Source organism: Streptomyces sp. NPDC046881, assembly GCF_040645015.1.
GTDB lineage: Bacteria > Actinomycetota > Actinomycetes > Streptomycetales > Streptomycetaceae > Streptomyces.
This window is the reverse complement of the sequence record NZ_JBEYXJ010000098.1, coordinates 1-24,176: the sequence shown is the minus strand read 5'-3', so window position 1 is coordinate 24,176 and position 24,176 is coordinate 1. Positions and strand designations below refer to the sequence as shown.

Sequence of the window (24,176 nt, the reverse complement as noted above, 5' to 3'; positions counted from 1 at the left end):
CGGGCACCTGTTCCCGGCCCGACTACCCAAACGTCCCGGGCACGGCCTAGGGTTGCTGTGTGAACGAGCTCGATGTCGTAGGTGTCCGGGTCGAAATGCCCTCCAACCAGCCGATCGTGCTCCTGCGCGAAGTGGGGGGCGACCGTTACCTCCCCATCTGGATCGGGCCGGGGGAGGCGACGGCGATCGCCTTCGCCCAGCAGGGCATGGCCCCCGCGCGACCGCTGACCCACGACCTGTTCAAGGACGTGCTGGAGGCCGTCGGCCAGGAGCTGACCGAAGTGCGCATCACCGATCTGCGGGAAGGCGTCTTCTACGCGGAGCTGGTGTTCGCCAGTGGGGTCGAGGTCAGCGCCCGCCCCTCCGATGCCATAGCGCTTGCTCTGCGCACCGGAACGCCGATCTACGGCAGTGACACGGTGCTGGACGACGCGGGCATCGCCATTCCGGACGAGCAGGAGGACGAGGTGGAGAAGTTCCGCGAGTTCCTCGACCAGATCTCGCCCGAGGACTTCGGCAGCAGCAGCCAGTGAGCCGCGGGGCGCGGCCCGCCGGACCCGGGGTTCCACCGGGCCGGCCGGCGGCTCCGCGCGGCCGTCGCCACGGCATTTGCCTCCGGCCAGTGAGAGCGTCCTACGGCCCGCCGCGAGCGCATTCGGCTAGCCTTTCCCCGCGGTGGGACACGGGAAACCACTCCTAGGGTGATTATCACTCGGCGTGCCGAGTGTGGCGATCGTTGACGCACCCCTGGTGACTGCCTACCGTCGAGAAGGCAGGTCAAGGACGGAGGTCGGCGTGAGAACCAGCGGCGACGGTACGGCTGGGGGTGCCCCCGGACGCAGTTTCGGGGAGAGCGGTCCGTACCCGCCCCCGCGACTGCGCTCAGGCGGGGGACACCCCCATCCGGGCAGCGCGGTGGATCACGCCCCGCAGCTGCCGACGGCGGTGCCGAACGGTGGAGGGGTGGCGGCCATGACGTCCGAGCAGATCGGCTACCGCGGGCCCACGGCCTGCGCGGCGGCCGGTATCACGTACCGGCAGCTCGACTACTGGGCTCGCACCGGTCTGGTCGAGCCCAGCGTGCGCCCCGCCTACGGGTCGGGCACCCAGCGGCTGTACAGCTTCCGGGACGTCGTCGTCCTGAAGATCGTGAAGCGGTTCCTGGACACCGGGGTGTCGCTGCAGAACATCCGCACGGCCGTCCAGCACCTCAGGGAACGCGGTTTCCGTGACCTGGAGCGGATGACCCTGATGAGCGACGGTGCGACCGTGTACGAGTGCACCTCGCCGGACGAGGTCCACGCCCTGCTCCAGGGCGGTCAGGGCATCTTCGGGATCGCCGTCGGCGTGGTGTGGCGCGACGTGGAAAGCGCGCTCTCCCAGCTGCACGGCGAGCGCATCGACACCGGCGAGACGCTCGTCGGGCACAACCCCGCGGACGAGCTGGCGCGGCGCCGCAACCGGGCGGTCTGACCGCCGGTTCCTCGCGGGGGCACTCCGGCACCACCGCGTTGTCAGTGGCGTGGTGCAGCATCGGAGATGTGAGAAACGCGCCCACGATCCTGCATCTCGACATGGATGCCTTCTTCGCCTCGGTGGAGCAGGCGTCCAAGCCGAGCCTGCGCGGGAAGGCGGTCGTCGTGGGCGGGCTCGGTCCGCGCGGGGTGGTGGCCACCGCGTCGTACGAGGCACGTGTGTTCGGGGTCCACTCGGCGATGCCCATGGCACAGGCGCGCCGGCTGGCACCCAACGCCGCCTATCTGGTGCCGCGCTTCAGTCTGTACCGGGCGGTCAGCGAGCAGGTGATGGCGCTGCTGCGGGAGCTGTCACCGCTGGTGGAGCCGCTGAGCCTGGACGAGGCGTTCGTGGATCTGGAGGCCGGGGGAGCGGCCTGGGACGAGGAGTCGGCGCGGCGGGCCGGGGAGAGGCTGCGCGCGGACATCCGGGCGGTCACCGGGCTCACCGGATCCGTGGGGCTCGCCGCCTCGAAGATGCTGGCGAAGATCGCGTCCGAGCAGGCCAAGCCGGACGGCCTGGTATTGATCGAGCCGGGCACCGAGCGGGCGCTGCTGGAGCCCATGTCCGTGCGGACCCTGCCGGGGGTGGGGCCGGCCACCGGGGACCATCTGCGCCGGGCCGGGATCAGCACGGTGCAGGAGCTGGCCGAGGCCGGTGAGGACGAGCTGGTGCGGCTGCTCGGCAAAGCGCACGGGCACGCGCTGTACGCGATGGCACTGGCCCGGGACGAGCGGCCCGTGGTGGCCGAGCGGGAGGCCAAGTCGGTGTCGGTGGAGGACACGTACGACGTGGACATCCACGACCGGCTGCGGGTCGGTCTGGAGGTGCAGCGGCTGGCCGACCGGTGTGTGCGGAGACTGCGCGAGGCGGGGCTGTCGGGGCGGACGATCGTGCTGAAGGTACGGCGGTACGACTTCTCCACGCTGACCCGCTCCGAGACGCTCAGGGGGCCCACGGACGACCCCGCGGTCATCCGGGAGGCGGCCGCGCGGCTGCTGGACTCAGTGGACACCACGGGCGGGGTGCGGCTGCTCGGGGTGGGGGTGTCCGGGCTCGCCGACTACACGCAGGAGGACCTCTTCGCGCAGGCGATGCCCTCGCGGGCGGTGGCCGAGGTGCCGGAGGAGCCTGTCCCCGAGGGCGTTGCGGAACGGCCGGAGCCCGCGGAACGGCACTGGCGTGCCGGGCAGGACGTACGGCATGCGGAGTACGGGCCCGGGTGGGTGCAGGGGAGTGGACTGGGGCGGGTGACGGTGCGGTTCGAGACGCCGCTGTCCGAGCCGGGGCGCGTGCGGACGTTCTTCGTCGATGATCCCGCGCTGGAGCCGGCTGAGCCGCTGCCGCTGGTCCCAGACCCCTCGGGTGGGGTCCCGCCCGTGAGGCCGGGCGAGGCTCGGGGCACGGACGTGGGGCAACGGTCGGGCGAGTTCCGGGCCGGGGATGCGGGTCAGGACGTGGAGCCGGCTCGGGGCTCGGAGAGGGGGCCGGGCTCGGAGGGGGTGGTGGCTCGGACGTGAGCGTGGACGTGAACGGGGGCGATGGAGCGAAGGGGGGTGGGCGTGGAGGTGTGGCAGGGCCAGGGTGCAGGCCAGAACTTGGGCTGGGCCGGACCCCGGTCCCAGCTGGCCCGGGCGCTCGGTAGGAGCCTCAGGCGTGGCCGGTCCGAGGCGCAGGCAGAGTCGCGGGCGTAAGCCGGGCCCTGACCGGAGCGGGGCCGGCGCACCCGGAGGGCGAACACGAACCGGGCCCCGGGTGGGGTCGAGTCGCGCACCGGATCCGGTCCAGGGTGCGTGGAGCCGCATGGGTGCAGGTTCTGCCGCGGGTGTGGGGCACGGGGCGGCGGCCGCTCCGGATGTGGCCGGGGCCTGGGTGGGGTCTAGTCGCGCACCGGCCGGAGTCAGGCCCGAGGGAGGTGGGGAGCCGCATGGATGCAGGTTCTGCCGTGGTGTGGGGCAGGGGGCGGGTGAGAGCCGGGCTCCGGACGCGGCTGGGCGCCGGGCGGGGCGAGACGCGCAGCGGATCCGGGCCCGTGATGTAGGGAGCCGCATAGGTGCAGGTTCCGCCGCGGGTGGGAGACATGGGGCTGGCGTGAGTCGGCTCCGGACGTGGATGGCCCTGGGTGGGGCCGAGTCGCGCACCGGATCCGGTCCGTGGTGTGCGAGGGGCCGCATAGGTGCAGGTTCTGCCGCGGGTGCGAGGCATGGGGCTGGCGTGAGTCGGGCTCCGGACGCGGCCACCGGCCCCAGGGTGGGGTCGAGTCGCGTACCGGATCCGGGCCCGGGGGTGCGAGGGGCCGTATGGGTGCAGGGCTTGCCGCGGGTGCGAGGCAGGGGGTGGGGGTGAATGGGGTTTCGGACCTGGTCGGGGTCCCAGGCCCCGGGTGGGGGTGAGTCGCGCACCGGTCCCCGGCCCGGGGGTGGGCGTAGCCGCATGGGTCGGGTCCTGCCGGGGGCGTGGGGCACCGGGTGGGTGTGGGCCATGCTGCGGACGTGGCCGGGGGCCGGGCGGTGGAGGGCCGGTGTGGGGGCAGAGGCGGGAGGTGGAGGGAGACCGGTGGGGTGGGGGCGGTGGGGTCAGGGTTCTTCTGTGCCGGCCAGTTTGCCGAAGTCGTGGTCCGGGACCGTGGGGGGTGGGGCCACGTCGAGGCCGTAGTGGTGGTAGAGCTGGAGCTCCTGTTCGGGGGAGAGGTGGCGGCCCACGCCGAAGTCGGGGGCGTCCTTGATCAGGGCGCGGTCGAAGGGGACGTGCAGGGTGTCGTCGACGAGTTCGCTGGGCTCCAGGGGCACGAAGGCGTCCCGGGAGAACAGGCCGGTGCGTATGGCCGCCCACTCGGGTACTCCGGTGGCGTCGTCCAGGTACACCTCGTCAATGGTGCCGATCTTGGTGCCATTGCGGTCGAACGCCTTGCGGCCGATCAGGTTGCGCGGATCGATGTCGGTCTGCACGGTCCCTCTCCCTCCACGTGGTCGCAACTCATCCGTAAGCACTACAAAAGAGCACATTCAGGGAGGCGGCCACTCGAAGGCTCCGGCGTTGACCTCGCTGGTAGGCTGACAGCGGCTGCTGACCCCGTGCGGGAGAGTCCTCCGACCACCTCGGAGGCGCCGAAGGAGCAACTCCTCCCCGGAATCTCTCAGGCTCACGTACCGCACGGACGAGGTCACTCTGGAAAGCAGGGCGGGTGTCGACGGCTCCCGCCCTCACCGACGGTGAAAGCCGGCGCCCTCGGGTGGCCGGTGAAGCTCTCAGGTTGAGATGACAGAGGGGGAGGCCGTCGGGGTATCCGTACCGGGGTGCCCCTCGAAGGTCGTGTCAGACCAGGAGGCCTCCGCAATGACCGCCCATCGCATTCCGCTCTCCGAGCTCGAAGCGGGCATTCCGTTCGAGCAGCGCCACATCGGACCCGACCAGGAGGCGCGGGCCAAGATGCTCGCGCAGGTCGGCTACGGCTCGCTCGACGAGCTGACCGCCGCCGCGGTCCCGGATGTGATCAAGAACGCCGACGCCCTGGACCTGCCGGGCGCCCGCACCGAGGCCGAGGTGCTCGCCGAGCTGCGCTCGCTCGCCGACCGCAACCAGGTGCTGGGCTCCATGATCGGCCTCGGCTACTACGGCACCTTCACCCCGCCGGTCATCCTGCGCAACGTGATGGAGAACCCGGCCTGGTACACGGCCTACACGCCGTACCAGCCGGAGATCTCCCAGGGGCGGCTCGAGGCCCTGCTGAACTTCCAGACCGTGGTCGCCGAACTCACCGGGCTGCCCACCTCCGGCGCCTCCCTCCTGGACGAGGGCACGGCCGCGGCCGAGGCCATGGCGCTGTCCCGGCGGATGGGCAAGAACAAGAAGGGCCTGTTCCTGGTCGACGCGGACGCGCTGCCGCAGACCATCGCCGTGATCGAGACCCGTGCCGAGCCGACCGGCGTCGAGGTGGTCGTCGCCGACCTCGCCGACGGCATCCCGGCAGAGCTCGCCGAGCGCGAGATCAACGGCGTGCTGATCCAGTACCCGGGCGCCTCCGGTGCCGTACGCGACATCAAGCCGGTCATCGACCAGGCGCACGAGCTGGGCGCCCTCGTCACCGTCGCCGCCGACCTGCTGGCGCTGACCCTGCTCACCTCGCCGGGCGAGCTGGGCGCGGACATCGCCGTCGGCACCACCCAGCGCTTCGGTGTACCGATGGGCTTCGGCGGTCCGCACGCCGGCTACATGGCCGTACACGAGAAGTTCGCCCGCAGCCTGCCCGGACGCCTGGTGGGCGTCTCCGTGGACGCCGACGGGAACAAGGCCTACCGGCTCGCGCTGCAGACCCGTGAGCAGCACATCCGCCGCGAGAAGGCCACCAGCAACATCTGCACCGCCCAGGTGCTGCTCGCCGTGATGGCCGGCATGTACGCCGTCTACCACGGGCCGGAGGGGCTCAGGACCATCGCCCGGCGGACGCACCGGTACGCCACGATCCTCGCCGGGGGGCTGAAGGCCGGCGGTGTGGAGATCGTCCACGGCGCCTACTTCGACACCGTCACCGCGCGGGTGCCCGGCAAGGCCGCCGAGGTCGTCGCCGCCGCGCGGGAGAACGGGGTCAACCTGCGGCTCGTCGACGCCGACCACGTCTCGGCGGCCTGTGACGAGACCACCAACCGGGCCCAGCTGGCGGCCGTCTTCGCCGCCTTCGGCGTGGAGGGCGACATCGAGGCGCTGGACGCGAGCGCCGAGGACACCCTGCCCGAGGCGCTGCTGCGCACCGACGCGTACCTGACCCACCCGGTCTTCCACCAGTACCGCTCCGAGACCGCCATGCTGCGCTACCTGCGCAAGCTGGCCGACCGCGACTACGCGCTCGACCGCGGCATGATCCCGCTGGGCTCCTGCACCATGAAGCTCAACGCGACCACGGAGATGGAACCGGTCACCTGGCCCGAGTTCGGGCAGCTGCACCCGTTCGCCCCCGCCGAGCAGGCGCAGGGCTACCTCACGCTCATCCACGAGCTGGAGGAACGTCTCGCCGAGGTCACCGGCTACGACAAGGTCTCGCTCCAGCCGAACGCCGGTTCGCAGGGCGAGCTGGCCGGCCTGCTCGCCGTACGCGGCTACCACCGGGCCAACGGCGACGAGCAGCGCACCGTCTGCCTCATCCCGTCCTCCGCGCACGGCACCAACGCGGCCAGCGCCGTGATGGCCGGCATGAAGGTCGTCGTCGTGAAGACCGCCGAGGACGGCGAGATCGACGTCGAGGACCTGCGCGCCAAGATCGAGCAGTACCGCGACGAGCTCTCGGTGCTGATGATCACCTACCCGTCGACGCACGGTGTGTTCGAGGAGCACGTCGCCGACATCTGCGCCCGGGTGCACGAGGCCGGCGGTCAGGTGTACGTCGACGGCGCCAACCTCAACGCCCTGGTCGGCCTCGCCAAGCCCGGCCACTTCGGCGGTGACGTCTCCCACCTGAACCTGCACAAGACGTTCTGCATCCCGCACGGCGGCGGCGGTCCGGGTGTCGGCCCGGTCGCGGTCCGCTCGCACCTGGCGCCGTACCTGCCGAACCACCCGCTCCAGCCGGAGGCCGGACCGGAGACGGGCGTGGGCCCCATCTCGGCGGCCCCCTGGGGCAGCGCGGGCATCCTGCCGATCTCGTGGGCCTACGTCCGCCTGATGGGCGGCGAGGGCCTGAAGCGGGCCACCCAGGTGGCCGTGCTCTCCGCCAACTACATCGCCAAGCGCCTGGAGCCGCACTTCCCGGTGCTCTACACCGGCCCCGGAAACCTGGTCGCGCACGAGTGCATCATCGACCTGCGCCCGCTGACCAAGGCGACCGGCGTGAGCGTGGACGACGTGGCCAAGCGCCTGATCGACTACGGCTTCCACGCGCCGACCATGTCGTTCCCGGTGGCCGGCACGCTGATGATCGAGCCGACCGAGTCGGAGGACATCACCGAGCTGGACCGGTTCTGCGATGCGATGATCGCCATCCGCGCGGAGATCGAGAAGGTCGGCTCCGGCGAGTGGCCCGCCGAGGACAACCCGCTGCGGAACGCCCCGCACACCTCCGCCGCGCTCGGCGGTGAGTGGACGCACGCCTACAGCCGCGACGAGGCCGTCTTCCCGGCCGGTGTCTCGGCCGCCGACAAGTACTGGCCGCCGGTGCGCCGGATCGACCAGGCCTTCGGCGACCGCAACCTGGTGTGCTCCTGCCCGCCGCTGGACGCGTACGAGGACTGAGCGAACGGCGGCTCCCAGGGCTCCGTCCGGTTTCCGGGCGGGGCCCTCGCCGTCTCAGGCCGTGGCCAGGGACACCTCGGTCGCCTTGATGAGGGCGACCACGTCGGAGCCCACGAAGAGACCCAGGTCGGTGGCGGCGTCCTTGGTGATGGCAGCGGTCAGTTCACCGCCGGGCACGGAGATCCGCACGGAGGCCATCGCGGCGCCGGTGACGAGGCCGACGACCGCACCGGGGAGCTGGTTGCGGATCGACAGACCCTCGACGCGGTGGGTGGCGAGGGAGACCTCGGTCGACTTCACCAGGGCCCGCACGGGCGAGCCGGGAGACAGGGCGAGGTCCTCGGCGGACTCCCTGGTGATGGCCGCGGTGAGGTCCTGCCCGCCGTCCAGGCGCAGCTTGACGGTGGCCATGGCCTCGCCCGGCTGGATCGCGGTGACCGTGCCGGGGAGCTGGTTGCGGATGCTGAGGGTCATGGGCACTCACGGTAGAGCGCCCGCCCGATCAGGCGGGGTATGCGTGGGTCTGCGCCGCTTTGACCGTCGCCCAGACGGAGGCGCCGGGGTGCAGGCCCAATTCGGCGGCGGCGAGCGTCGTGAGGTCGGCGGCGAGGGGGAGTTCCCCGCCGAGGTCGGCGCGGATCTGGTCGCCGTGCGTCTCCAGTCCGGCGACCTCGCAGCGCCACAGGTTGCGGGCGCTGACGCCGGAGGGCCGGTCCCGGAACAGGGTCACGGCGGACGGCGGGAACGCCACGAAGACCGGGCCGGACAGCTCCTCCGTGGTTGTGATCGCGGGGCCGGCGTCCAGCCGTACGGTGTGCCCCGCGGCCTGCCCGCGGTAGAGGTTGAGGCCGACGAGCCGGGCGATGTAGTCCGTGCGCGGGTGGCGGGCGATGTCGGCGGGGGTGCCCTCCTGGACGACCCGGCCGTGCTCCACGACCACCAGCCGGTCCGCGAGCACCATGGCGTCCAGCGGGTCGTGGGTGACCAGGACGGAGACGGCCTCGAACTCGGCCAGGTGGCGGCGCAGCTGGGCGCGGACCTCCAGGCGGGTACGGGCGTCCAGGGCCGCGAGCGGCTCGTCCAGCAGGAGCAGCCGGGGCCGCGTGGCCAGCGCGCGGGCGAGCGCCACGCGCTGGGCCTGGCCGCCGGAGAGGCGGCGGGGCTTCGCGGCCGCGTGCGGGGTGAGACCCATGCGCTCCAGCCAGGCCGCCGCCCGGGCGCGGGCCTCGGCCTTGCCCGCGCCCCGACAGCGGGGGCCGAACGCGACGTTGTCCAGGGCGGACAGGTGCGGGAAGAGCAGGTAGTCCTGGAAGACCACGCCGACCGGGCGGGACTCCGGGGGTGTGTCCTCCAGCGCGATGCCGTCCAGGCGGAGGTGGCCGTCCGTGAGGGGGGTGAGGCCGGCGAGGGCGCGCAGGGCCGTGGTCTTGCCGGCGCCGTTGGGGCCGAGCAGGGCGAGGACCTCGCCGGGGGCCGCGGTGAGGGAGACGTCCAGGCGGAAGCCGGGGCGGTCGACCACGAGGTGGGCGTGCAGGCCGGTGGGTGCGGGCGGCCCCGGCGGGGCCTGGGCGGTGTCGGCGGGTGCGGCTGGTCCCCGCGGGTCCTGCGTGGATTCGGTGTCGTTCGTCATGACGGTCTCATCCAGCGGTCCCTGAGGCCGGCCAGGACCGTGATCGAGACGGCCAGGAGGACCAGGCTGAGGGAGATGGCGGCCTCGGGGTCGTTCTGGAGGGCGAGGTAGACGGCGAGGGGCATGGTCTGGGTGCGGCCGGGGAAGTTGCCGGCGAACGTGATCGTCGCGCCGAACTCGCCGAGCGCCCGGGCCCAGGCCAGCACCGCGCCGGCCGCGATGCCCGGCGCGATCAGCGGCAGCGTGACCCGGCGGAACGCGGTGAAGCGGGAGGCGCCGAGGGTGGTCGCCGCCTCCTCGTAGCGCGGGTCGGCGGCGCGCAGGGTGCCCTCGACGCTGATGACGAGGAACGGCATCGCGACGAACGCCTCCGCGATCACGACCCCGGTGGTGGTGAACGGCAGGGTGATCCCGAACCAGGAGTCCAGCCACCGGCCGATCACACCGTTGCGGCCGAGGGCCAGCAGCAGCGCCACACCGCCGACGACCGGGGGCAGCACGAGGGGCAGCGTGACCAGGGCCCGTACGACCCCCCGCCCGGGGAACTCCGTGCGGGCCAGCAGCCAGGCGAGCGGCACGCCCAGTACGAGGCTCACGGCCGTCGCCGCGGTGGCGCTGACCAGGGACAGCTGGAGCGCCTGCCACACCTCGGTGCTGGTCAGCTGGTCCGGCAGGCTGCGCCAGGGCGCGCGGATCAGCAGCGCGAGCAGCGGCAGCAGCAGGAAGGCCAGGGCCAGCACGCCCGGCAGCAGCAGCGGCAGCGGCACCCCGCGGCGGCCCCCCGTGCCGCCGCGGCGGCGCCGCGGCCGGCCCGTGCGGGGGGCGGTCGCGGCGCCGGGTTCGCCGAGCGGGGTCACGGCTTGAGGAACCCGGCCCCGCTCAGCACCCGCTGCCCCTCGGCGGACCGCACGAGGGCGATGAACGCCTTGGCGGCCTCGGCGTTCGGGGCGTTCTTCAGCAGGACGATCGGGTAGTCGTTGATCGCGTGGGCGGACTCGGGGAACTCCACGCCCTCCACCTTGTCACCCGCGGCCCGCACATCGGTCTTGTAGACCACCGCCGCGTCGGCCTCCTTCAGTGCCACCTTGGTCAGGGCGCCCTTGACGTCCTGCTCGTAGGAGACCGGGGTGAGCTTCAGCTTGCCGGCGTCCAGCGCCTTCTGGGCGGCGGCGCCGCAGGGCACGGTCCGATCGCACAGGACGACCTTGAGACCGGCCTTGGTGAGGTCTTTCAGGGAGGACACCTGGTGCGGGTTGCCCGGCACGGTGGCGATCTCCAGCTGGTTGCGGACGAAGGTGGCCGGGGTGCCGGCCGCGTCCTCCTTGTCCGTCACGAGCGCCATGGTCTTGGGGCTGGCCGCGGCGAACACGTCCGCCGGGGCGCCGCCGGTGATGCTCGCGGCGAGGCTGTCGCTGCCGCCGAAGTTGAAGCTGACCTTGGTGCCCGGGTGGTCCTGCTCGAACGTCCGGCCCAGGGTCGTGAAGCTCTCCTTCAGGGAGGCCGCCGCGAACACGGTGACCGTGCCGGAGAGCTTCGGGGAAGCCGGCGTGCCGGAGGAGCCGGTGGAGTCCGACGAGGAGGAGCAGGCGCTCAGGGCCAGCAGGGCGGCGGCTCCCGCACCGGCCGGCTGCCACATCCGCCGGGTCCGGCACACGGAACGGGTCATCACGGATCTACTCCTCGGGGTCTGTCACACCAACGTCGCACCCAGCGGCGATGATACTGCCGCATCTGCGAGGTGTAAGTCCCCTGTGGTATCGCATGAGCCGTGACCGCGTGACTTGTAGCTTGCATCTGCGTGCACACGACGGCTGTCCGTGGACCGGGGGTCCGGGTCAGGTACGGTCGATGTGCACGTTGGTGGACTTCACGCGGGCGGTGGCCTCCATGCCGACCTCCAGGCCCAGTTCCTCGACGGCTTCCCGGGTGAGCAGTGAGACGAGCCGGTGCGGGCCGGCCTGGATCTCCACCTGGGCGGCGACGTCGCCGAGCTTGATCGCGGTGACGATGCCGGGGAAGGCGTTGCGGACGGAGGTGTGCGAGGCGTCCTCCTCGGCGCCTGTGCCCTTGGCCAGTTCGACGGAGAACGCGGCGAGGTCCCGGCCGTCGATGAGCCGTCGCCCGGATTCGTCGCGGTGGGTGGCCACCCGGCCGGCGTCGGCCCAGCGGCGGGCGGTGTCCGGGCTGACGCCGAGCAGCCGCGCGGCCTGGCCGATCGTGTAGGACTGCATGCCGGTCACGATAGGGCCACCCGCCGCGAACCGTGGACCAGGGGTCAGCCCGTGTGGACGCGGGGACGGCGGGCCCGGTCGGGTTCCGCCTCGCGGAGTACCTCGCGGGTGACCGGCGCGACCTCGCCCTGCCCGAAGAGGAAGAAGCGCAGGAAGTTGGCGAACGGATTGCCCTCGGTCCACTCGAAGTAGATGTGCGGGATGCAGCCCGTGAGGTCACGGACGTGCAGCAGCAGCGCGGCCAGGGCGTTCGGGATGGAGGCGGACTCCAGCGTCAGCACCCGGTAGCGGCCGTGCAGCACCTCGCCGCGCGCGGTCAGGCTCGCCTCGAACTCGGACGGGTCCGTGACCGTGACCTCGAGGAAGATGAAGTCCTCCTGCTCGGGCAGGTCGTTGTCGGTGCGGATCTGCTCGATCTTGTCGCGGTACTCGGCTTTGTCCCGCCGGTCGGGCTCGTTGGCGATGAACCGCATCTTGCGGCTGGCCATGTCCCGGACGAATCGTTCCGCCATCGGGTCGAGCGACACGCTGGTCACCCGCAGCTCGAAGGCACGGGCCAGCCGGGACAGCAGCGAGACCAGCATGATGCCCGCGATGAAACAGGCGCCGATCTTCACACCGTCCGGGCGCTCGATGACGTTCACGACGGTGGTGTAGAGGAACACCGCCGAGATCACCGCGAACACGACGGTCCAGCCGCGCTGACCGGCCTTGCGCGCGGCGATGGTCACCGCGATCGCGGCCGAGCTGATCAGCACCAGCACACCGGTGGCGTAGGCGCCGCCCTGCTTGTCGACGTTGGCGTCGAAGATCCAGGTCACCAGGAAGGCGATCAGTGTGAAGACGATGACCATCGGGCGCACGGCCCGGGCCCAGTGCGGGGCCATGCCGTAGCGGGGCAGGTAGCGCGGCATCAGGTTGAGCAGACCGGCCATGGCGGAGGCGCCGGCGAACCACAGGATGGCGATGGTCGAGACGTCGTACACCGTGCCGAAGGCGTTGCCCAGGTACTCGTGCGCGAGGTAGGCGAGCGCGCGGCCGTTGGCCTGGCCGCCCGTCTTGAACTCCTTCTCCGGGATCAGCAGCGTGGTGATGAAGCTGGTGGCGATCAGGAAGCAGCTCATGATGAGCGCGGCGGTGGTCAGGAGCTTCTTGGTGTCCCGGATCCGGCCCGCCGGCCGCTGTTCGGTGTCGCCCGGGTCGCCCTGCACGTGCGGCATCACGGCGACACCGGTCTCGAAGCCGGACAGGCCCAGGGCGAGCTTCGGGAAGACGATGAGCGCCACGCCGATCATCACGAAGACGTTGCCGTGCTGCGCGGTCAGCGCGGTGCTCCAGTCGGTGATCACGTGCCCGGCGGTGATGACGTGCCACAGGCCGGTGATCACGACGACGAGGTTGAGCCCGAGATAGACGCCGACCAGGGCGACCGCGACTCCGATCGCCTCCAGGAAGCCCTTGAGGAAGACCGCGCCGAGCAGCGCCACGAGGATCAGCGTGATCAGCAGCTGCTTGCCGTCCAGGGCCTGCGTCAGATGCGGGTTCTCCACCAGGTGGGTGGAGGCGTCGGCGGCGGAGAGCGTGATGGTGATCAGGAAGTCGGTCGCCGCGAAACCCAGCAGGGTGAGCACGAAGAGCTTGCCCTGCCAGAACGACAGCAGGCGCTCCAGCATCGCGATCGAGCCCTCGCCGTGCGGGCTCTCCTCGGCCACCCGGCGGTAGACCGGCAGGGCGCCGGCCAGGGTCACGACGACGAGCACGATGGTCGCCACCGGGGAGAGCAGACCGGCCGCCAGGGCCGCGATGCCGGGCTGGTAGCCGAGGGTGGAGAAGTAGTCGACACCGGTCAGGCACATCACGCGCCACCAGCGCTGTCCCTGGTGCGGGGGCTCCGGCTTGGTGTGCGGTCCCGTGTGGCCACCGCCCTTACCCATGTCGGAGAGTCCCTCCAGCATCCAGGCGCGCAGGCGGCTGGTACTGGGAGGGCGCTCGGTCGTGACCATCGGCGTGCTCCTGACGTGCGGCTCGGCTGTTCTCGGCCATCACGCGGACGGCGGCACCAGCGTAAGCAGAGCGTGATGCCCGGGCCTATGGATCAGGGGTCCGGCGGCGTCAATCTTGCGTTAAGAATGGCCTCCGAGAGGGACGGCCGCAGGAAGAAGGGGAGGCCGGAGCCGGTCTGCGGGGGTGGGGCCGGGCGGGTGACCCCCGGACGGAGCCGACCCGGGCGGCGGCCACCGAGCGTCACTCCAGGCCGGACGCCCGGAACACGCCGAGGGCCGTCTCGCTGTCCACCTGACGGGCCAGACGGTGCAGGGCGGCCGTGCCGCACAGCAGCGTCCCGGACGCCTCGGAGGCGCGGGCGCCCTCGTCGAGCCGGTACCACAGCTCCGGGTTGCGGACGAGGACCTCGGGGTCGATCTCGACCCGGTTGCCGAGGGTGTCGCGCAGCACCAGGCGCCGGGTGACACCGTCCAGCGGGCTGGCGGCGGCGAGCAGATCGGTGCGCACGCGGCGGGTGCGCAGCAGCCGGCGGCTCGCCAGCCAGCCCGGTCCGGCCGACACGCGCACCGGGACCAGTACGAGGAGCAGGAGCAGGGCCAGCAGGAGCCACAGGGCGGCGCGCCCCCAGGTCAGTGAGCCGGCCACCCGGTCCACGCACAGCAGCAGCCCGAACAGCGCACCCGCGCACCGGCCGGCACAGCGCACCTCCCCGGCCCAGCTCCGGTCGCACACCACGGCTCCGGCGCCGGACGGGTGCGAGCCGGTCGCCCGGGAGCGGATGCCGTCGCGGTGCTCCATGAGAACGACGGTAGACCGACGGCGGCGAGACGCACCTCGCCTTGACGGCGTCCTGACGGCGGGCCGGGCGTTCTTGACGGGATGGCAACGGGCCGACCGCGGCCCGGTTCACAACCCCCGGGTGTCGAGCCGCAGATGCCAGGTGTTGCGGCGGTGTACCGAGAGCAGCTCGGATTCCAGGGGGGACGGGGGGACCGCCAGGACCGGGCAGCGGGCGTGGGACACGCAGTGGCGGGAGACGCGGGCCGCGAAGGGTCGTTGCAGGCCGCGTCGGCCCGTGCCGACGACCAGGACGTCGGTCTCGCGGTCGGCGGTCGCCACCAGGGCGGGTCCCGGGGCGCCGCGGACGACGACGGCGTGCACCGGTACGCCGGGACTGTCCGCGCCGAAGATCTCGTAGAGGACCGAGGCCAGCCGCTGCTTGGCCAGGCGCTGCCACTCCTCCAGCAGCGGGCCGGCGGGGGCGCGGCGCGCGGCGGGGTCCCCGCCCGGGGGCTCCCAGGCCAGCACCGGCCACAGCTCGGCTTCCAGCCGGCGGGCCAGCGCGGTGGCCCGGCGCAGGGCCGTGACGCTGTTCAGGGAGCCGCTCACGCCGACCACCACGCGCGCGACCGCCGAGGCGTCGTTACCGGACATGACTCCACCGTTCCGGGCAAGGTCTCGCTCACTTCCATCCCACTCCCGCTCCGGCGATTCGACCAGCCGGAGGACCCGGTCCTCCCCGCCGAGTTCCGACGAGCCGTCCGCATTCGGCGCGGCGGACGAAACATTCGGCCTCCCTGAGGGCCGCGCCACCTCCGGCGGGTTCGGCCGTGCGCTCGTCACCTCGTGCACGACACCTTGACGCTCCCCACGCGCCTTCCTAGAGTCGCCGTTCGGAACGTTCGGGGAATTACTCGAATGTTTCGGCCCGCCGGTGGCCGACGAGTGCGTCGGCGGCTCTCGCTGGCGCCCGATCTTCTCTGTCGGGACCCTCTCCGAAGCAACTCGAAAGTTTCGAAGGAGCGCATGATGGGCGACCCTGCACTGTCCCGCCGCGGATTTCTCGCGGCCTCCGTCGGCGCCGGCCTCGGTGTGACCGCGCTCAGCGGCTGCGGCGGCGACTCGGACGGAGGGTCGTCCTCGGGGACGACCACGATCGAGTGGTGGAACATCTCGACCACGCAGCCCACCAAGACGGTCTGGGCGGGCCTGGCCAAGAAGTTCGAGGCCGACAACCCCACGGTCAAGGTGAAGATCGTCCAACTGGAGAACGACGCCTACAAGTCGAAGATGACCGCGCTGACGGCCTCCGGGAAACTGCCGGACATCTTCCACACCTGGGGCGGCGGTGTGCTGCGGCAGCAGGTCGACGCGGGACTGGTGGAGGACCTGACGGACCGCACCAAGGCCTGGGCCGACGGCCTGCTGCCGGTGGCGAAGGAGGCGTACCTGGTGGACGGCAAGGCGTACGGCATCCCGTTCGACATCGGGATGATCGGCTTCTGGTACAACAAGGCGCTCTTCAAGAAGGCCGGGATCAGCACACCCCCGACCACCTGGAGCGGCTTCCTGGACGCCGTACGGAAGCTGAAGGCCGCCGGCGTCACGCCGATCGCCCTGGCGGGCAAGGAGAAGTGGCCCGGCATGTACTACTGGGCGTACCTCGCGATGCGTACCGCCGGTGTCGACGCGCTCCGCAAGGCCAGCGAGAGCAAGGACTTCACCGGCGCCGGCTTCGTACAGGCCGGACGGCACCTGAAGGAGCTGGTGGATCTCCAGCCGTTCCAGAAGGGCTTCCTCGGCGCCGCCTACTCCAGCCCGACCGGCCAGGCCGCCGGCGTCGGCAACGGCAAGGCGGCGATGGAACTCATGGGCCAGTGGGCCCCGGTCGTGGAGGCCGACGCCGGCAAGGGGCTCGGCGCGAACCTGGGCTTCTTCCCGTTCCCCGAGGTCGAGGGCGGCAACGGGAAGATCACCGAGGTGTTCGGCGGAGGCGGCGGCCACGCCCTGCGCCGGGGAGCCCCGCAGGCCGCCGTCGACTTCCTGAAGTTCTTCGCCTCCCGGACCACCGACCGGGAACTGGTGAAGAAGACCGGGGTGCTGCCGGTCGTCCCGGCCGCCGAGTCCGCGCTCACCGACCCCAACCTCAAGGCGGTGCAGGCCCAGTTGAAGGCCGCCACCGGCTTCCAGCTCTACCTCGACCAGGCCTACGCGCCCGCCGTCGGCCAGGAGGTCAACGACAGCGTGGCCGCGCTCATCGCCGGTTCCAAGTCGGCCGAGCAGGTCGCGCAGTCGATCACCAGGACCGCCAAGGAAGAGCAGTAGCCGGCGATGACCTCCACCTTCCTCACGGACAAGCGGAGCGGCCCCGCCGCGGGCCCCCCGCTCCCGGCCGCCGGCGCGGGCCGCGCCCGGACCCGGCGGCGCACGCTGAACTGGCTCACCGCGGTCGGCTTCCAGCTGCCCGCGCTGGTGCTGTTCATCGGGCTGGTGCTGCTGCCGATGCTGTTCGCGCTGTACGCCGCCTTCTTCCGCTGGGGCGGTTTCGGCATGCCCTCCGACTACGTCGGCGGCGACAACTTCACCCGCCTCTTCCAGGACGACGTCTTCCTCGGCGACCTGTGGCGCTGCCTGGTGCTGGTGGTGCTCTCGCTCGTGCTCCAGCTGCCGTTCGCGCTGGCCATGGCGGTGCTGCTCAACCAGCGGCTGCGCGGCCGGGCCGTGTACCGGATGCTGTTCTTCGCGCCGTACGTGCTGTCCGAGGCCATCACCGGCGTGCTGTTCGGCATGGTCTTCGCCCCGGACGACGGACTCGCCGACCATGTCCTGGGCGCCGTCGGCCTGGACGGCCTGGGCGGCGAGTGGTTCGCCGACCCCTCCTCCGTCATGGCGGCCCTCTTCCTCGTCATGACCTGGAAGTACTTCGGCTTCCACATGATGCTCTACCTGGCCGGACTCCAGTCGATCCCGGCCGAGTTGACGGAGGCGGCGCTGATCGACGGCGCCGGGCCCTGGCAGCGGTTCCGCAACGTCACCCTGCCGCTGCTCGCGCCCACCCTGCGCATCAGCGTCTTCCTGTCCGTGATCGGGGCGATCCAGCTGTTCGACCTGCTGTGGGTGATCACCCAGGGCGGCCCCGACCACCACTCCGAGACGATGGCCGTGACCATGTTCCAGTACGGCTTCAAGCGCTACCAGGTCGGCTACGCCAGCGCGATCAGCGTGGTCATGTTCGGTATCTGCCTCGTCTTCGCCCTCGCCTACCAGCGGTTCGTGCTCCGCCGCGACCTCGAAGGGGCCACCACGACGATGAGGGGAGACGGCACGTGAGCCGCAGAACCAGGGGGGTGCGCACGCTGCCGCTGCACCTGGTCCTCCTGGCGGTCGGCGCGGTGATGGTCGTACCGCTGCTGTACGCCGTCCTGTCCGGCTTCAAGTCCACCGACGAGCTGTCCCGCAACCCGTTCGGACCGCCCGAGCACTGGCTGACCGGCAACTACACCGGCATCCTCGGCTCGGGCGGGTTCTGGCGGCTGGTCGGCAACAGCACGCTGATCGCGGTGGGTACGACCGTGCTCGTGGTCGCGGTGTCCGCGCTCGCGGCCTTCTCCTTCGCCCGGTTCGCCTTCCGCGGGCGCGAGGTGCTGTTCACCGTCTTCACGATGGGGCTGATGTTCCCCTTCGCGGTGGCCGCCCTGCCGCTGTTCCTGCTGCTGCGCTCCCTGGGCCTGCTGGACAACCCGCTCGGTGTGATCCTCCCGCAGGCCGCGTTCGGACTGCCGATGACGATCATCATCCTGCGCGGTTTCTTCCGGCAGATCCCCGGCGAACTGGAGGAGGCCGCCACGCTCGACGGATGCAGCGCCTTCGGGTTCTTCTGGCGGGTCCTGCTGCCCATGGCCCGGCCGGCGCTCGGCACCGTCTCGGTCCTCGCGGTGGTCACCAGCTGGAACAACTTCTTCCTGCCGCTGCTGGTGTTCACCGACAGCACCTGGTGGACCCTGCCCATCGGCGTCCAGCAGTTCCAGGGCCAGTACTCGGCGGAGTACGCCCGGGTCTTCGCCTATCTGGTCCTCGCCATGGTCCCCGCCCTCGCCTTCTACTCGGTCGCCGAACGCCAGCTCGTCGGCGGCCTCACCGCCGGCGCCACCAAGGGCTGAACCGCACCTTCCCCGCCCCCCGACAGGAGCCCCACCATGCGTCTGAGACTTGCCGGCGCCCTCGCGGCCGTCCTGGTGACCGCCGGCCTGGCCACCGGCCCCGCCGCGCAGGCCGCACCCGACCCGGTACGGCAGCCCACCCTCGCCGACCTCGCCGAGCACCACGGCCGCTACTTCGGCAGCGCCACCGACAACCCCGAACTCACCGACACCGCCTACACCCGCGTCCTCGGCGACGAGTTCGACATGATCACCCCCGGCAACGGCATGAAGTGGTACGCCACCGAGCCGCAGCAGGGCGTCTTCGACTGGACCGACGGCGACCAGATCGTCGACCTGGCCCGCAAGAACCACCAGAAGGTCCGCGCGCACACCCTCGTCTGGCACAGCCAGCTGCCCGACTGGCTCACCTCGAAGCAGTGGACGGCGAGCGAACTGCGGGCCGTGCTGAAGAAGCACATCACCACCGAGGTACGGCACTACCGGGGCAAGGTGTACTCCTGGGACGTCGTCAACGAGGCCTTCAACGAGGACGGCAGCTACCGCGACACCCTCTGGTACCGGACCCTCGGCCCCGGCTACATCGCCGACGCGCTGCGCTGGGCCCACCAGGCCGACCCGCACGCCAGGCTCTACCTGAACGACTACAACATCGAGGCGACCGGCCCGAAGAGCGACGCCTACCACCGGCTGGCCAAGGACCTCCTGGCCCGGGGCGTACCCCTCGACGGCATCGGCTTCCAGGCGCACCTCGCCCTCCAGTACGGCTATCCGAGCACCCTGGAGGACAACCTCCGCCGCTTCTCCCGGGTGGGCCTGGACACCGCGCTCACCGAGGTCGACGTGCGGATGCAGCTGCCCGCGACCGGGGAGAAGCTCGCCGAGCAGGCGACCTGGTACCGGGACCTCACCGCGGCCTGCCTGGCCGTTCGCCACTGTGTGGGCGTGACCATCTGGGACTACACGGACAAGTACTCCTGGATACCGGCGGTCTTCCCGGGGGAGGGCGCGGCCCTGCCGTGGGACGAGGAGCTGCGTCCCAAGCCGGCCTATCAGGCCCTGCGGGAAGCGCTGCGCTAGCGCCCCGTCACCCTGCGCAGCCGCCGCCGGACACGCGTCGGGGCCGGTGCGCACCGGGTGCGTGCGGCCGGCCCCTCAGGTCACCGTGCCACTCAGGCGGCGGTCATCACCTGGTCCGCACCGAGTGGACGGTGCGGGGCGATGATGCGGCCGTCGGGCAGCAGCTCGCCGGTGTCCTCGAAGAGCAGGACGCCGTTGCACAGCAGGCTCCACCCCTGCTCCGGGTGGTGCGCCACGAGGCGGGCGGACTCCCGGTCGGCGGATTCGGCTGGCGGGCACGGCGGCTGGTGCTGGCACATGGGCGGGATCTTTCGCTCTGATGTGATCATGTCCGTCCCCCGTGTTGGTGAGTCGGTCGGAGTCCAGTGTTGTCCTCTGGGCGTCGTTCCGCAGGGATTTCACGGCACCGCTTCTCACAGGTTCAGGACGCGTCACCCGCGTGGACGGTTCAGTCCAACTGCACGGTCTCTTCGGATGGTTCGCAGTGGCCCTTCGGGTGGTCCGCGGTGGCCGGATGGGACTAGTCCGGATGGCCCGGGCCGGAGAAGTCCCCGAGTACGGCCGTACCCCGCTTCCCTTCCGGGGAGCGGGGTACGCGTGCGGGCGGGGGTCAGGCGGGCGAGCCGAGCACCGGTGAGCCGAGCAGCGGGAGAGGAGTCGCCCGATGGGTCAGCACCGGAAGCAACTCGGCGACCCGGAACGGACGGTGTGCCGGGATGCCGGGCGGCGCCGGCGCCAGCGGGACGAGCAGGTCGGTGGCGGCCGGGTGGCCCTCGGAGCCGTCGCCCGAGCAGTCGCCGTGCAGCCACAAGGTGAGCATGTACAACCCGGGCACGGACAACAGCCGCGCCTGGTACGGCTGTTGCAGTGTCTCGGCCTGTTGCAGTGCGCGCTCGGTGGAGGCGACGTAGGGGCCCTCGAAGAAATGGGAGAAGGCCCAGCCGTCGGGGGTGAGCATGGTCTCGGCCGCGGCCACCGCCCGGTCACCGCACCGGATCAGGAAGCGCCAGCCCGCCAGCCGCGTCGCGGACAGGCCTTGCGCGGTGATCCGGTCCAGTACGTGGACCGGCAGCGGGAGTTCCGCGGTGGCGGGGCCCTGTGCGGCGCACAGGGCGGGAGTACGGGTCTCACGGACCGCGGTGGGGGAGCCGAGGGCGGTCAGGACGGAGCGCAGGGCAGGCGCGGGGGCAGGGGGTACGTGCAGCGGCATGTGGGTCGCCTCTCGTTCGACAGGCGCGGCGGCGCGAGGAGGGTGGGGCGGACGGCGCTGTCTGCTCACGGGGAAGGCCGGAGAGGTGGGGGCCCTGTTCGGTGTGGAAGAGAGTGCGGCTCGGTCCGCCGCCCGTCAACCGGGACGGCAGGAACTCCGCGGAAACCAGGACCGAGGGCGCCAACCTTCCGCCTTGTGGACGGAGTTTATACGACGCGTGTTCGGCCGGTGTTTCGGCTATCCGTTTCCGTTCGGTCCGGCAAGGCGGAATTAAGGCATCGTTTTGCGGAAATAATCCCGATTTCCGGACCCGGCCCTCGGCTCTGACCTCGCCCTACGCACCGGTAACGGTCGGCCGAATGTCGTCGGCGTTTTTCACGAGGCGTTCGGGGCACCCGGAGGTGCATCGTGCGGCATGCCCCGTGAATGTGCCGCCGGGAACATTCGTAAGAGTAGCGGGCGACGCGCCCGCGCGGGACGTTATCGATCGCTTCGGCTGGGCATCATCCCACCTGACCCGGGAGCCCGGCGGCCGGATCGTCGGCCCGCCCATCCGAGGAGGGACACTTCGATGGGGGAGAAGGTCGTGGCAGGGCAGTTCGACCTGTCCGATCGCCAGCGCTACCGAGAAAAGCTCCAGATGTGCCTGACGGGACTGGAGCGGCTGCTGCGCGAGAAGCGATTCGATCGGCCGAAGAACCTCATGGGAGTCGAGATCGAACTGAATCTCGCGGGGTCTGACGGTATGCCGAAGATGTTGAACGGGCAGGTACTGGAGCGCATCGCGAGCCGCGACTTCCAGACAGAACTCGCCATGTTCAACCTGGAAGTCAACATAGCCCCACACCGATTGGGCGGCCGGGTATTCGACCGGCTCGCCGAGGAACTGCGCACCTCGCTCGCCTATGCCGACCGCAAGGCCGGGGAGGTGGACGCGGGCATCGTGATGATCGGCATCCTGCCCACCCTCGACCGGGACGACCTGGTCTCCTCCAACCTCTCCGAGGCCGACCGCTACACCCTGCTCAACGACCAGATCGTCGCCGCGCGCGGGGAGGACTTCCGGCTCGACATCGAAGGCGTGGAGCACCTCGTCTGCACCTCGAAGTCGATCGTGCCCGAGGCCGCGTGCACCTCCGTACAGCTGCACCTGCAGGTCACGCCGGGCCGGTTCGCCGACGTGTGGAACGCGGCGCAGGCGGCCTCCGCCGCGCAGATCGCCGTCGGTGCGAACTCGCCGTTCCTCTTCGGGCACGAGCTGTGGCGCGAGTCCCGGCCCCCGCTGTTCCTCCAGTCCACCGACACCCGGCCGCCCGAGCTCCAGGCGCAGGGCGTGCGGCCGCGCACCTGGTTCGGCGAGCGGTGGATCTCCTCCGCGTACGACCTGTTCGAGGAGAACCTGCGCTACTTCCCGGCCCTGCTGCCGATCTGCGACGACGAGGAGCCGCTGGAGGTCGTCGAGGCCGGCGGGGTGCCCAAGCTCGCCGAACTCGTCCTGCACAACGGCACGATCTACCGCTGGAACCGGCCGGTGTACGGCATCGCGGACGGCGTCCCGCACCTCAGGGTGGAGAACCGGGTGCTGCCGGCCGGGCCGACCATCACCGACGTGATCGCGAACGCGGCCTTCTACTACGGCCTCGTCCGCGCCCTCGCCGAGGAGCCCCGGCCGGTGTGGACGCGACTGCCGTTCGCCGCGGCCGAGGCCAACTTCGACGCGGCGTGCCGGTACGGCATCGACGCCCGCTTCGTCTGGCCCCGGCGGGGACGGTACGGCGGCACGAGCGAGGTCGACGCGGTCACGCTGGTCCGCGACGAGCTGCTGCCGCTCGCAGCGGCCGGGCTCGACGCGTGGGGCGTGGAGGCCGCCGACCGGGACCTCTACCTGGGCGTGATCGAGGAACGCTGCCGGCGCCGGGTGAACGGGGCGTCCTGGCAGGCGGCCACCTTCCACCGGGCGCTGGAACAGGGCCTGCCCCGCGAGGCGGCCCTGGCGGCGACCACCCGTCGGTACGCCGAGCTGATGCATGTCGGGGAGCCGGTACACACCTGGCCGGTGGGCCTGCCGGACCCGGTACCGCTGGGCTGACACCCACTCCAGCGGCTGAGCCGCACGCCTGACCCCCGGACGGCCCCCCCAGGCCGGCCCTACCCTGCGAGCGGCGTCGCGGTGGGGCGGCGAGGGTCGGTGGAGGGGGTGGGGAACGAGTAACGGGCCGGTGGGGAAGCGCGGGGCCGGCGATCGAGCGACGGGCGGAAGTAGCGAGGAGCCGGCGGACGAGCAGCAGGTCGGCGGGTCGGTGAGGGGTCGGCGAAACGGGCCAGTGGGGAAGCGGGGGGTCGGCAGCGGGTAACGGGCCGGCGGACGAGCACCGGGACCGTGTGGAAGCGGGGGCCGGCGTCGGCGATGGGCCGGTGGGAAGGCGTGGGGCCTGGGGCGAGCGGGCGGGCGGGGGAGTAGGGGCCGGCAGACGAGTAACGAGCCAGCGGACGAGTAACAGGTCGGCGGGTCGGCGAGGGGTGGCGGAGCGGGGCGAGCAGCGGGCCGGTGGGGAAGCGGGGCCGGCGGCGGCGATGGGCCGGGGGCGGGCGGCGGGTGGGGGAAGGTAGGGGCCGGCGGGGGAGTGACGGGTCGGTGGAGGGGAACGGGCCGTGGGAGGCGGGGACCGGTCCGTGGCTGCGGTGGCTCTGTCTGCGATCCTTGCCAGGCGAAGGTGGGCCAGGGGCCCGTGAGCCGGCTGGAGGCAGGGGTGCAGGTGGAGGCTGACTCGGTGGCCGATTCCTCGGCGCGGGAGCGCGACCCGCGGCGGATCCTGCGGGACGAGACGCTGCTCGTCCTCGCCCTCTCGCTCGGCGCGAGCGGGGTCTCGGCGCTGATCAGCTTCATGGGCTCGGTCACCAAGCCGGGCGGCCTCAAGGACCAGGCGGCCACCCTGAACGCCTCGGCCGCCCCGGGCCGCCCCTGGCTGGACCTCGCCTGGCAGCTCTTCGGTATCGCCACCGCGCTGGTCCCCGTCGCGCTCGTCGCCCACCTGCTGCTGCGCGAGGGCGGGAGCCTGCGCACCCTCGGCTTCGACCGCACCCGTCCCTGGCCCGACCTGGCCCGGGGTGCGGGCGTCGCGGCCGTGATCGGCAGTACCGGTATCGCCTTCTACCTCGCCGCCCGCGGCCTCGGCTTCAACCTCACCGTCGTCCCCGAGGCGCTGCCCGACGTGTGGTGGAAGTACCCGGTGCTGATCCTGTCCGCGCTGCAGAACGCGATCCTCGAAGAGGTGATCGTCGTCGGCTACCTGCTGCGCAGGCTGGGCCAGTTGGGCTGGACCCCGGGGACCGCGCTGGTGGCC

General features: G+C 71.7%; 21 protein-coding genes and 1 riboswitch. Of the genes, 10 read left to right on the top strand and 11 right to left on the bottom strand.

The window, feature by feature from the left end; translation table 11 throughout:
* The first annotated feature begins 59 nt into the window (after positions 1-59).
* From ABZ923_RS32530 to ABZ923_RS32520, 3 genes are all read left to right on the top strand, one after another.
* Positions 60-533, top strand: a complete 474-nt coding sequence (locus ABZ923_RS32530) for a bifunctional nuclease family protein (RefSeq protein ID WP_003988851.1) — start codon at positions 60-62, stop codon at positions 531-533.
* Positions 534-795: 262 nt separating this feature from the next.
* On the top strand, positions 796-1,473 hold the full coding sequence (locus tag ABZ923_RS32525) for a MerR family transcriptional regulator (protein WP_361478975.1): 678 nt from the start codon (positions 796-798) through the stop codon (positions 1,471-1,473).
* A gap of 68 nt (positions 1,474-1,541) precedes the next feature.
* Complete coding sequence (locus tag ABZ923_RS32520; RefSeq protein WP_361478972.1) at positions 1,542-3,035, top strand: DNA polymerase IV; 1,494 nt, start codon at positions 1,542-1,544, stop codon at positions 3,033-3,035.
* Between the two features lie 1,056 nt (positions 3,036-4,091).
* Here the strand turns inward: ABZ923_RS32520 and ABZ923_RS32515 are convergent.
* Positions 4,092-4,463, bottom strand: coding sequence for a PRC-barrel domain-containing protein (locus ABZ923_RS32515; protein ID WP_361478969.1), 372 nt, complete (start codon positions 4,461-4,463; stop codon positions 4,092-4,094).
* 119 nt (positions 4,464-4,582) lie between these two features.
* Positions 4,583-4,677, top strand: a riboswitch (glycine riboswitch).
* Between the two features lie 174 nt (positions 4,678-4,851).
* On the opposite strand from ABZ923_RS32515, the gene gcvP reads away from it, so the two are divergent.
* Positions 4,852-7,737, top strand: a complete 2,886-nt coding sequence (gene gcvP, locus ABZ923_RS32510; protein WP_361478966.1) for an aminomethyl-transferring glycine dehydrogenase — start codon at positions 4,852-4,854, stop codon at positions 7,735-7,737.
* 54 nt (positions 7,738-7,791) lie between these two features.
* On the opposite strand, the gene ABZ923_RS32505 is transcribed toward gcvP, so the two are convergent.
* The 8 genes from ABZ923_RS32505 to ABZ923_RS32470 form a co-directional block, all read right to left on the bottom strand.
* Positions 7,792-8,211, bottom strand: a complete 420-nt coding sequence (locus ABZ923_RS32505) for a TOBE domain-containing protein (RefSeq protein ID WP_361478963.1) — start codon at positions 8,209-8,211, stop codon at positions 7,792-7,794.
* Between the two features lie 28 nt (positions 8,212-8,239).
* A complete protein-coding gene (locus ABZ923_RS32500) occupies positions 8,240-9,367 on the bottom strand; it encodes an ABC transporter ATP-binding protein (RefSeq protein ID WP_361478960.1) in 1,128 nt (375 codons plus the stop codon).
* Positions 9,364-10,224 carry a molybdate ABC transporter permease subunit gene (modB, locus tag ABZ923_RS32495; protein ID WP_361478957.1) on the bottom strand — a complete coding sequence of 287 codons (861 nt, stop codon included), beginning with the start codon at positions 10,222-10,224 and terminating at the stop codon, positions 9,364-9,366. The genes ABZ923_RS32500 and modB overlap by 4 nt, the downstream gene beginning before the upstream one ends.
* Positions 10,221-11,033 (bottom strand): molybdate ABC transporter substrate-binding protein, encoded by an 813-nt coding sequence (gene modA / locus ABZ923_RS32490; RefSeq protein WP_361478954.1) that lies wholly within the window; start codon positions 11,031-11,033, stop codon positions 10,221-10,223. The genes modB and modA overlap by 4 nt, the downstream gene beginning before the upstream one ends.
* Before the next feature lie 169 nt (positions 11,034-11,202).
* Positions 11,203-11,598: a helix-turn-helix transcriptional regulator gene (locus ABZ923_RS32485; RefSeq protein WP_361478952.1), complete on the bottom strand. Its 396-nt coding sequence runs from the start codon at positions 11,596-11,598 to the stop codon at positions 11,203-11,205.
* A 44-nt stretch (positions 11,599-11,642) separates the two neighbouring features.
* On the bottom strand, positions 11,643-13,601 hold the full coding sequence (locus ABZ923_RS32480; RefSeq protein WP_361478949.1) for an amino acid transporter: 1,959 nt from the start codon (positions 13,599-13,601) through the stop codon (positions 11,643-11,645).
* Positions 13,602-13,842: 241 nt separating this feature from the next.
* A complete protein-coding gene (locus ABZ923_RS32475) occupies positions 13,843-14,400 on the bottom strand; it encodes a hypothetical protein (protein WP_361478947.1) in 558 nt (185 codons plus the stop codon).
* Between the two features lie 108 nt (positions 14,401-14,508).
* On the bottom strand, positions 14,509-15,036 hold the full coding sequence (locus tag ABZ923_RS32470; protein ID WP_361478944.1) for a universal stress protein: 528 nt from the start codon (positions 15,034-15,036) through the stop codon (positions 14,509-14,511).
* 375 nt (positions 15,037-15,411) lie between these two features.
* On the opposite strand from ABZ923_RS32470, the gene ABZ923_RS32465 reads away from it, so the two are divergent.
* Genes ABZ923_RS32465 through ABZ923_RS32450 form a run of 4 tightly spaced genes read left to right on the top strand, consistent with a single transcriptional unit; the run spans position 15,412 to position 19,622 of the window.
* Positions 15,412-16,707, top strand: a complete 1,296-nt coding sequence (locus ABZ923_RS32465; protein ID WP_361478941.1) for an extracellular solute-binding protein — start codon at positions 15,412-15,414, stop codon at positions 16,705-16,707.
* 6 nt (positions 16,708-16,713) lie between these two features.
* Entirely contained in the window at positions 16,714-17,712 is a 999-nt protein-coding gene (locus ABZ923_RS32460; RefSeq protein WP_361478938.1) for a sugar ABC transporter permease, read from the top strand.
* Positions 17,709-18,542: a carbohydrate ABC transporter permease gene (locus ABZ923_RS32455; protein WP_361478935.1), complete on the top strand. Its 834-nt coding sequence runs from the start codon at positions 17,709-17,711 to the stop codon at positions 18,540-18,542. The genes ABZ923_RS32460 and ABZ923_RS32455 overlap by 4 nt, the downstream gene beginning before the upstream one ends.
* A 36-nt stretch (positions 18,543-18,578) precedes the next feature.
* Complete coding sequence (locus tag ABZ923_RS32450) at positions 18,579-19,622, top strand: endo-1,4-beta-xylanase (RefSeq protein WP_361478932.1); 1,044 nt, start codon at positions 18,579-18,581, stop codon at positions 19,620-19,622.
* A gap of 92 nt (positions 19,623-19,714) precedes the next feature.
* Here ABZ923_RS32450 and ABZ923_RS32445 read toward each other — a convergent pair whose 3' ends face one another.
* Together ABZ923_RS32445 and ABZ923_RS32440 are read right to left on the bottom strand one after the other, a co-directional pair.
* On the bottom strand, positions 19,715-19,921 hold the full coding sequence (locus ABZ923_RS32445) for a DUF5999 family protein (protein WP_059248121.1): 207 nt from the start codon (positions 19,919-19,921) through the stop codon (positions 19,715-19,717).
* A gap of 311 nt (positions 19,922-20,232) precedes the next feature.
* Positions 20,233-20,832 (bottom strand): hypothetical protein, encoded by a 600-nt coding sequence (locus ABZ923_RS32440; RefSeq protein ID WP_361478928.1) that lies wholly within the window; start codon positions 20,830-20,832, stop codon positions 20,233-20,235.
* Positions 20,833-21,403: 571 nt separating this feature from the next.
* On the opposite strand from ABZ923_RS32440, the gene ABZ923_RS32435 reads away from it, so the two are divergent.
* Together ABZ923_RS32435 and ABZ923_RS32430 are read left to right on the top strand one after the other, a co-directional pair.
* Positions 21,404-22,921, top strand: coding sequence for a glutamate--cysteine ligase (locus ABZ923_RS32435; RefSeq protein ID WP_361478925.1), 1,518 nt, complete (start codon positions 21,404-21,406; stop codon positions 22,919-22,921).
* Positions 22,922-23,582: 661 nt separating this feature from the next.
* Positions 23,583-24,176: CPBP family intramembrane glutamate endopeptidase (locus ABZ923_RS32430; protein WP_361478993.1), on the top strand; the 594-nt coding region annotated here is incomplete at its 3' end.

Bases quoted from the DNA above. Each gene is read 5' to 3' on its own strand.
- ABZ923_RS32450 (WP_361478932.1), top strand. From the start codon at position 18,579: ATGCGTCTGAGACTTGCCGGCGCCCTCGCGGCCGTCCTGGTGACCGCC.
- ABZ923_RS32475 (WP_361478947.1), bottom strand. From the start codon at position 14,400: ATGGAGCACCGCGACGGCATCCGCTCCCGGGCGACCGGCTCGCACCCG.
- ABZ923_RS32445 (WP_059248121.1), bottom strand. From the start codon at position 19,921: ATGTGCCAGCACCAGCCGCCGTGCCCGCCAGCCGAATCCGCCGACCGG.
- ABZ923_RS32500 (WP_361478960.1), bottom strand. From the start codon at position 9,367: ATGACGAACGACACCGAATCCACGCAGGACCCGCGGGGACCAGCCGCA.
- ABZ923_RS32465 (WP_361478941.1), top strand. From the start codon at position 15,412: ATGGGCGACCCTGCACTGTCCCGCCGCGGATTTCTCGCGGCCTCCGTC.
- gcvP (WP_361478966.1), top strand. From the start codon at position 4,852: ATGACCGCCCATCGCATTCCGCTCTCCGAGCTCGAAGCGGGCATTCCG.
- ABZ923_RS32460 (WP_361478938.1), top strand. From the start codon at position 16,714: ATGACCTCCACCTTCCTCACGGACAAGCGGAGCGGCCCCGCCGCGGGC.
- modA (WP_361478954.1), bottom strand. From the start codon at position 11,033: ATGACCCGTTCCGTGTGCCGGACCCGGCGGATGTGGCAGCCGGCCGGT.
- ABZ923_RS32505 (WP_361478963.1), bottom strand. From the start codon at position 8,211: ATGACCCTCAGCATCCGCAACCAGCTCCCCGGCACGGTCACCGCGATC.
- ABZ923_RS32480 (WP_361478949.1), bottom strand. From the start codon at position 13,601: ATGGTCACGACCGAGCGCCCTCCCAGTACCAGCCGCCTGCGCGCCTGG.
- ABZ923_RS32485 (WP_361478952.1), bottom strand. From the start codon at position 11,598: ATGCAGTCCTACACGATCGGCCAGGCCGCGCGGCTGCTCGGCGTCAGC.
- ABZ923_RS32470 (WP_361478944.1), bottom strand. From the start codon at position 15,036: ATGTCCGGTAACGACGCCTCGGCGGTCGCGCGCGTGGTGGTCGGCGTG.
- ABZ923_RS32440 (WP_361478928.1), bottom strand. From the start codon at position 20,832: ATGCCGCTGCACGTACCCCCTGCCCCCGCGCCTGCCCTGCGCTCCGTC.
- ABZ923_RS32435 (WP_361478925.1), top strand. From the start codon at position 21,404: ATGGGGGAGAAGGTCGTGGCAGGGCAGTTCGACCTGTCCGATCGCCAG.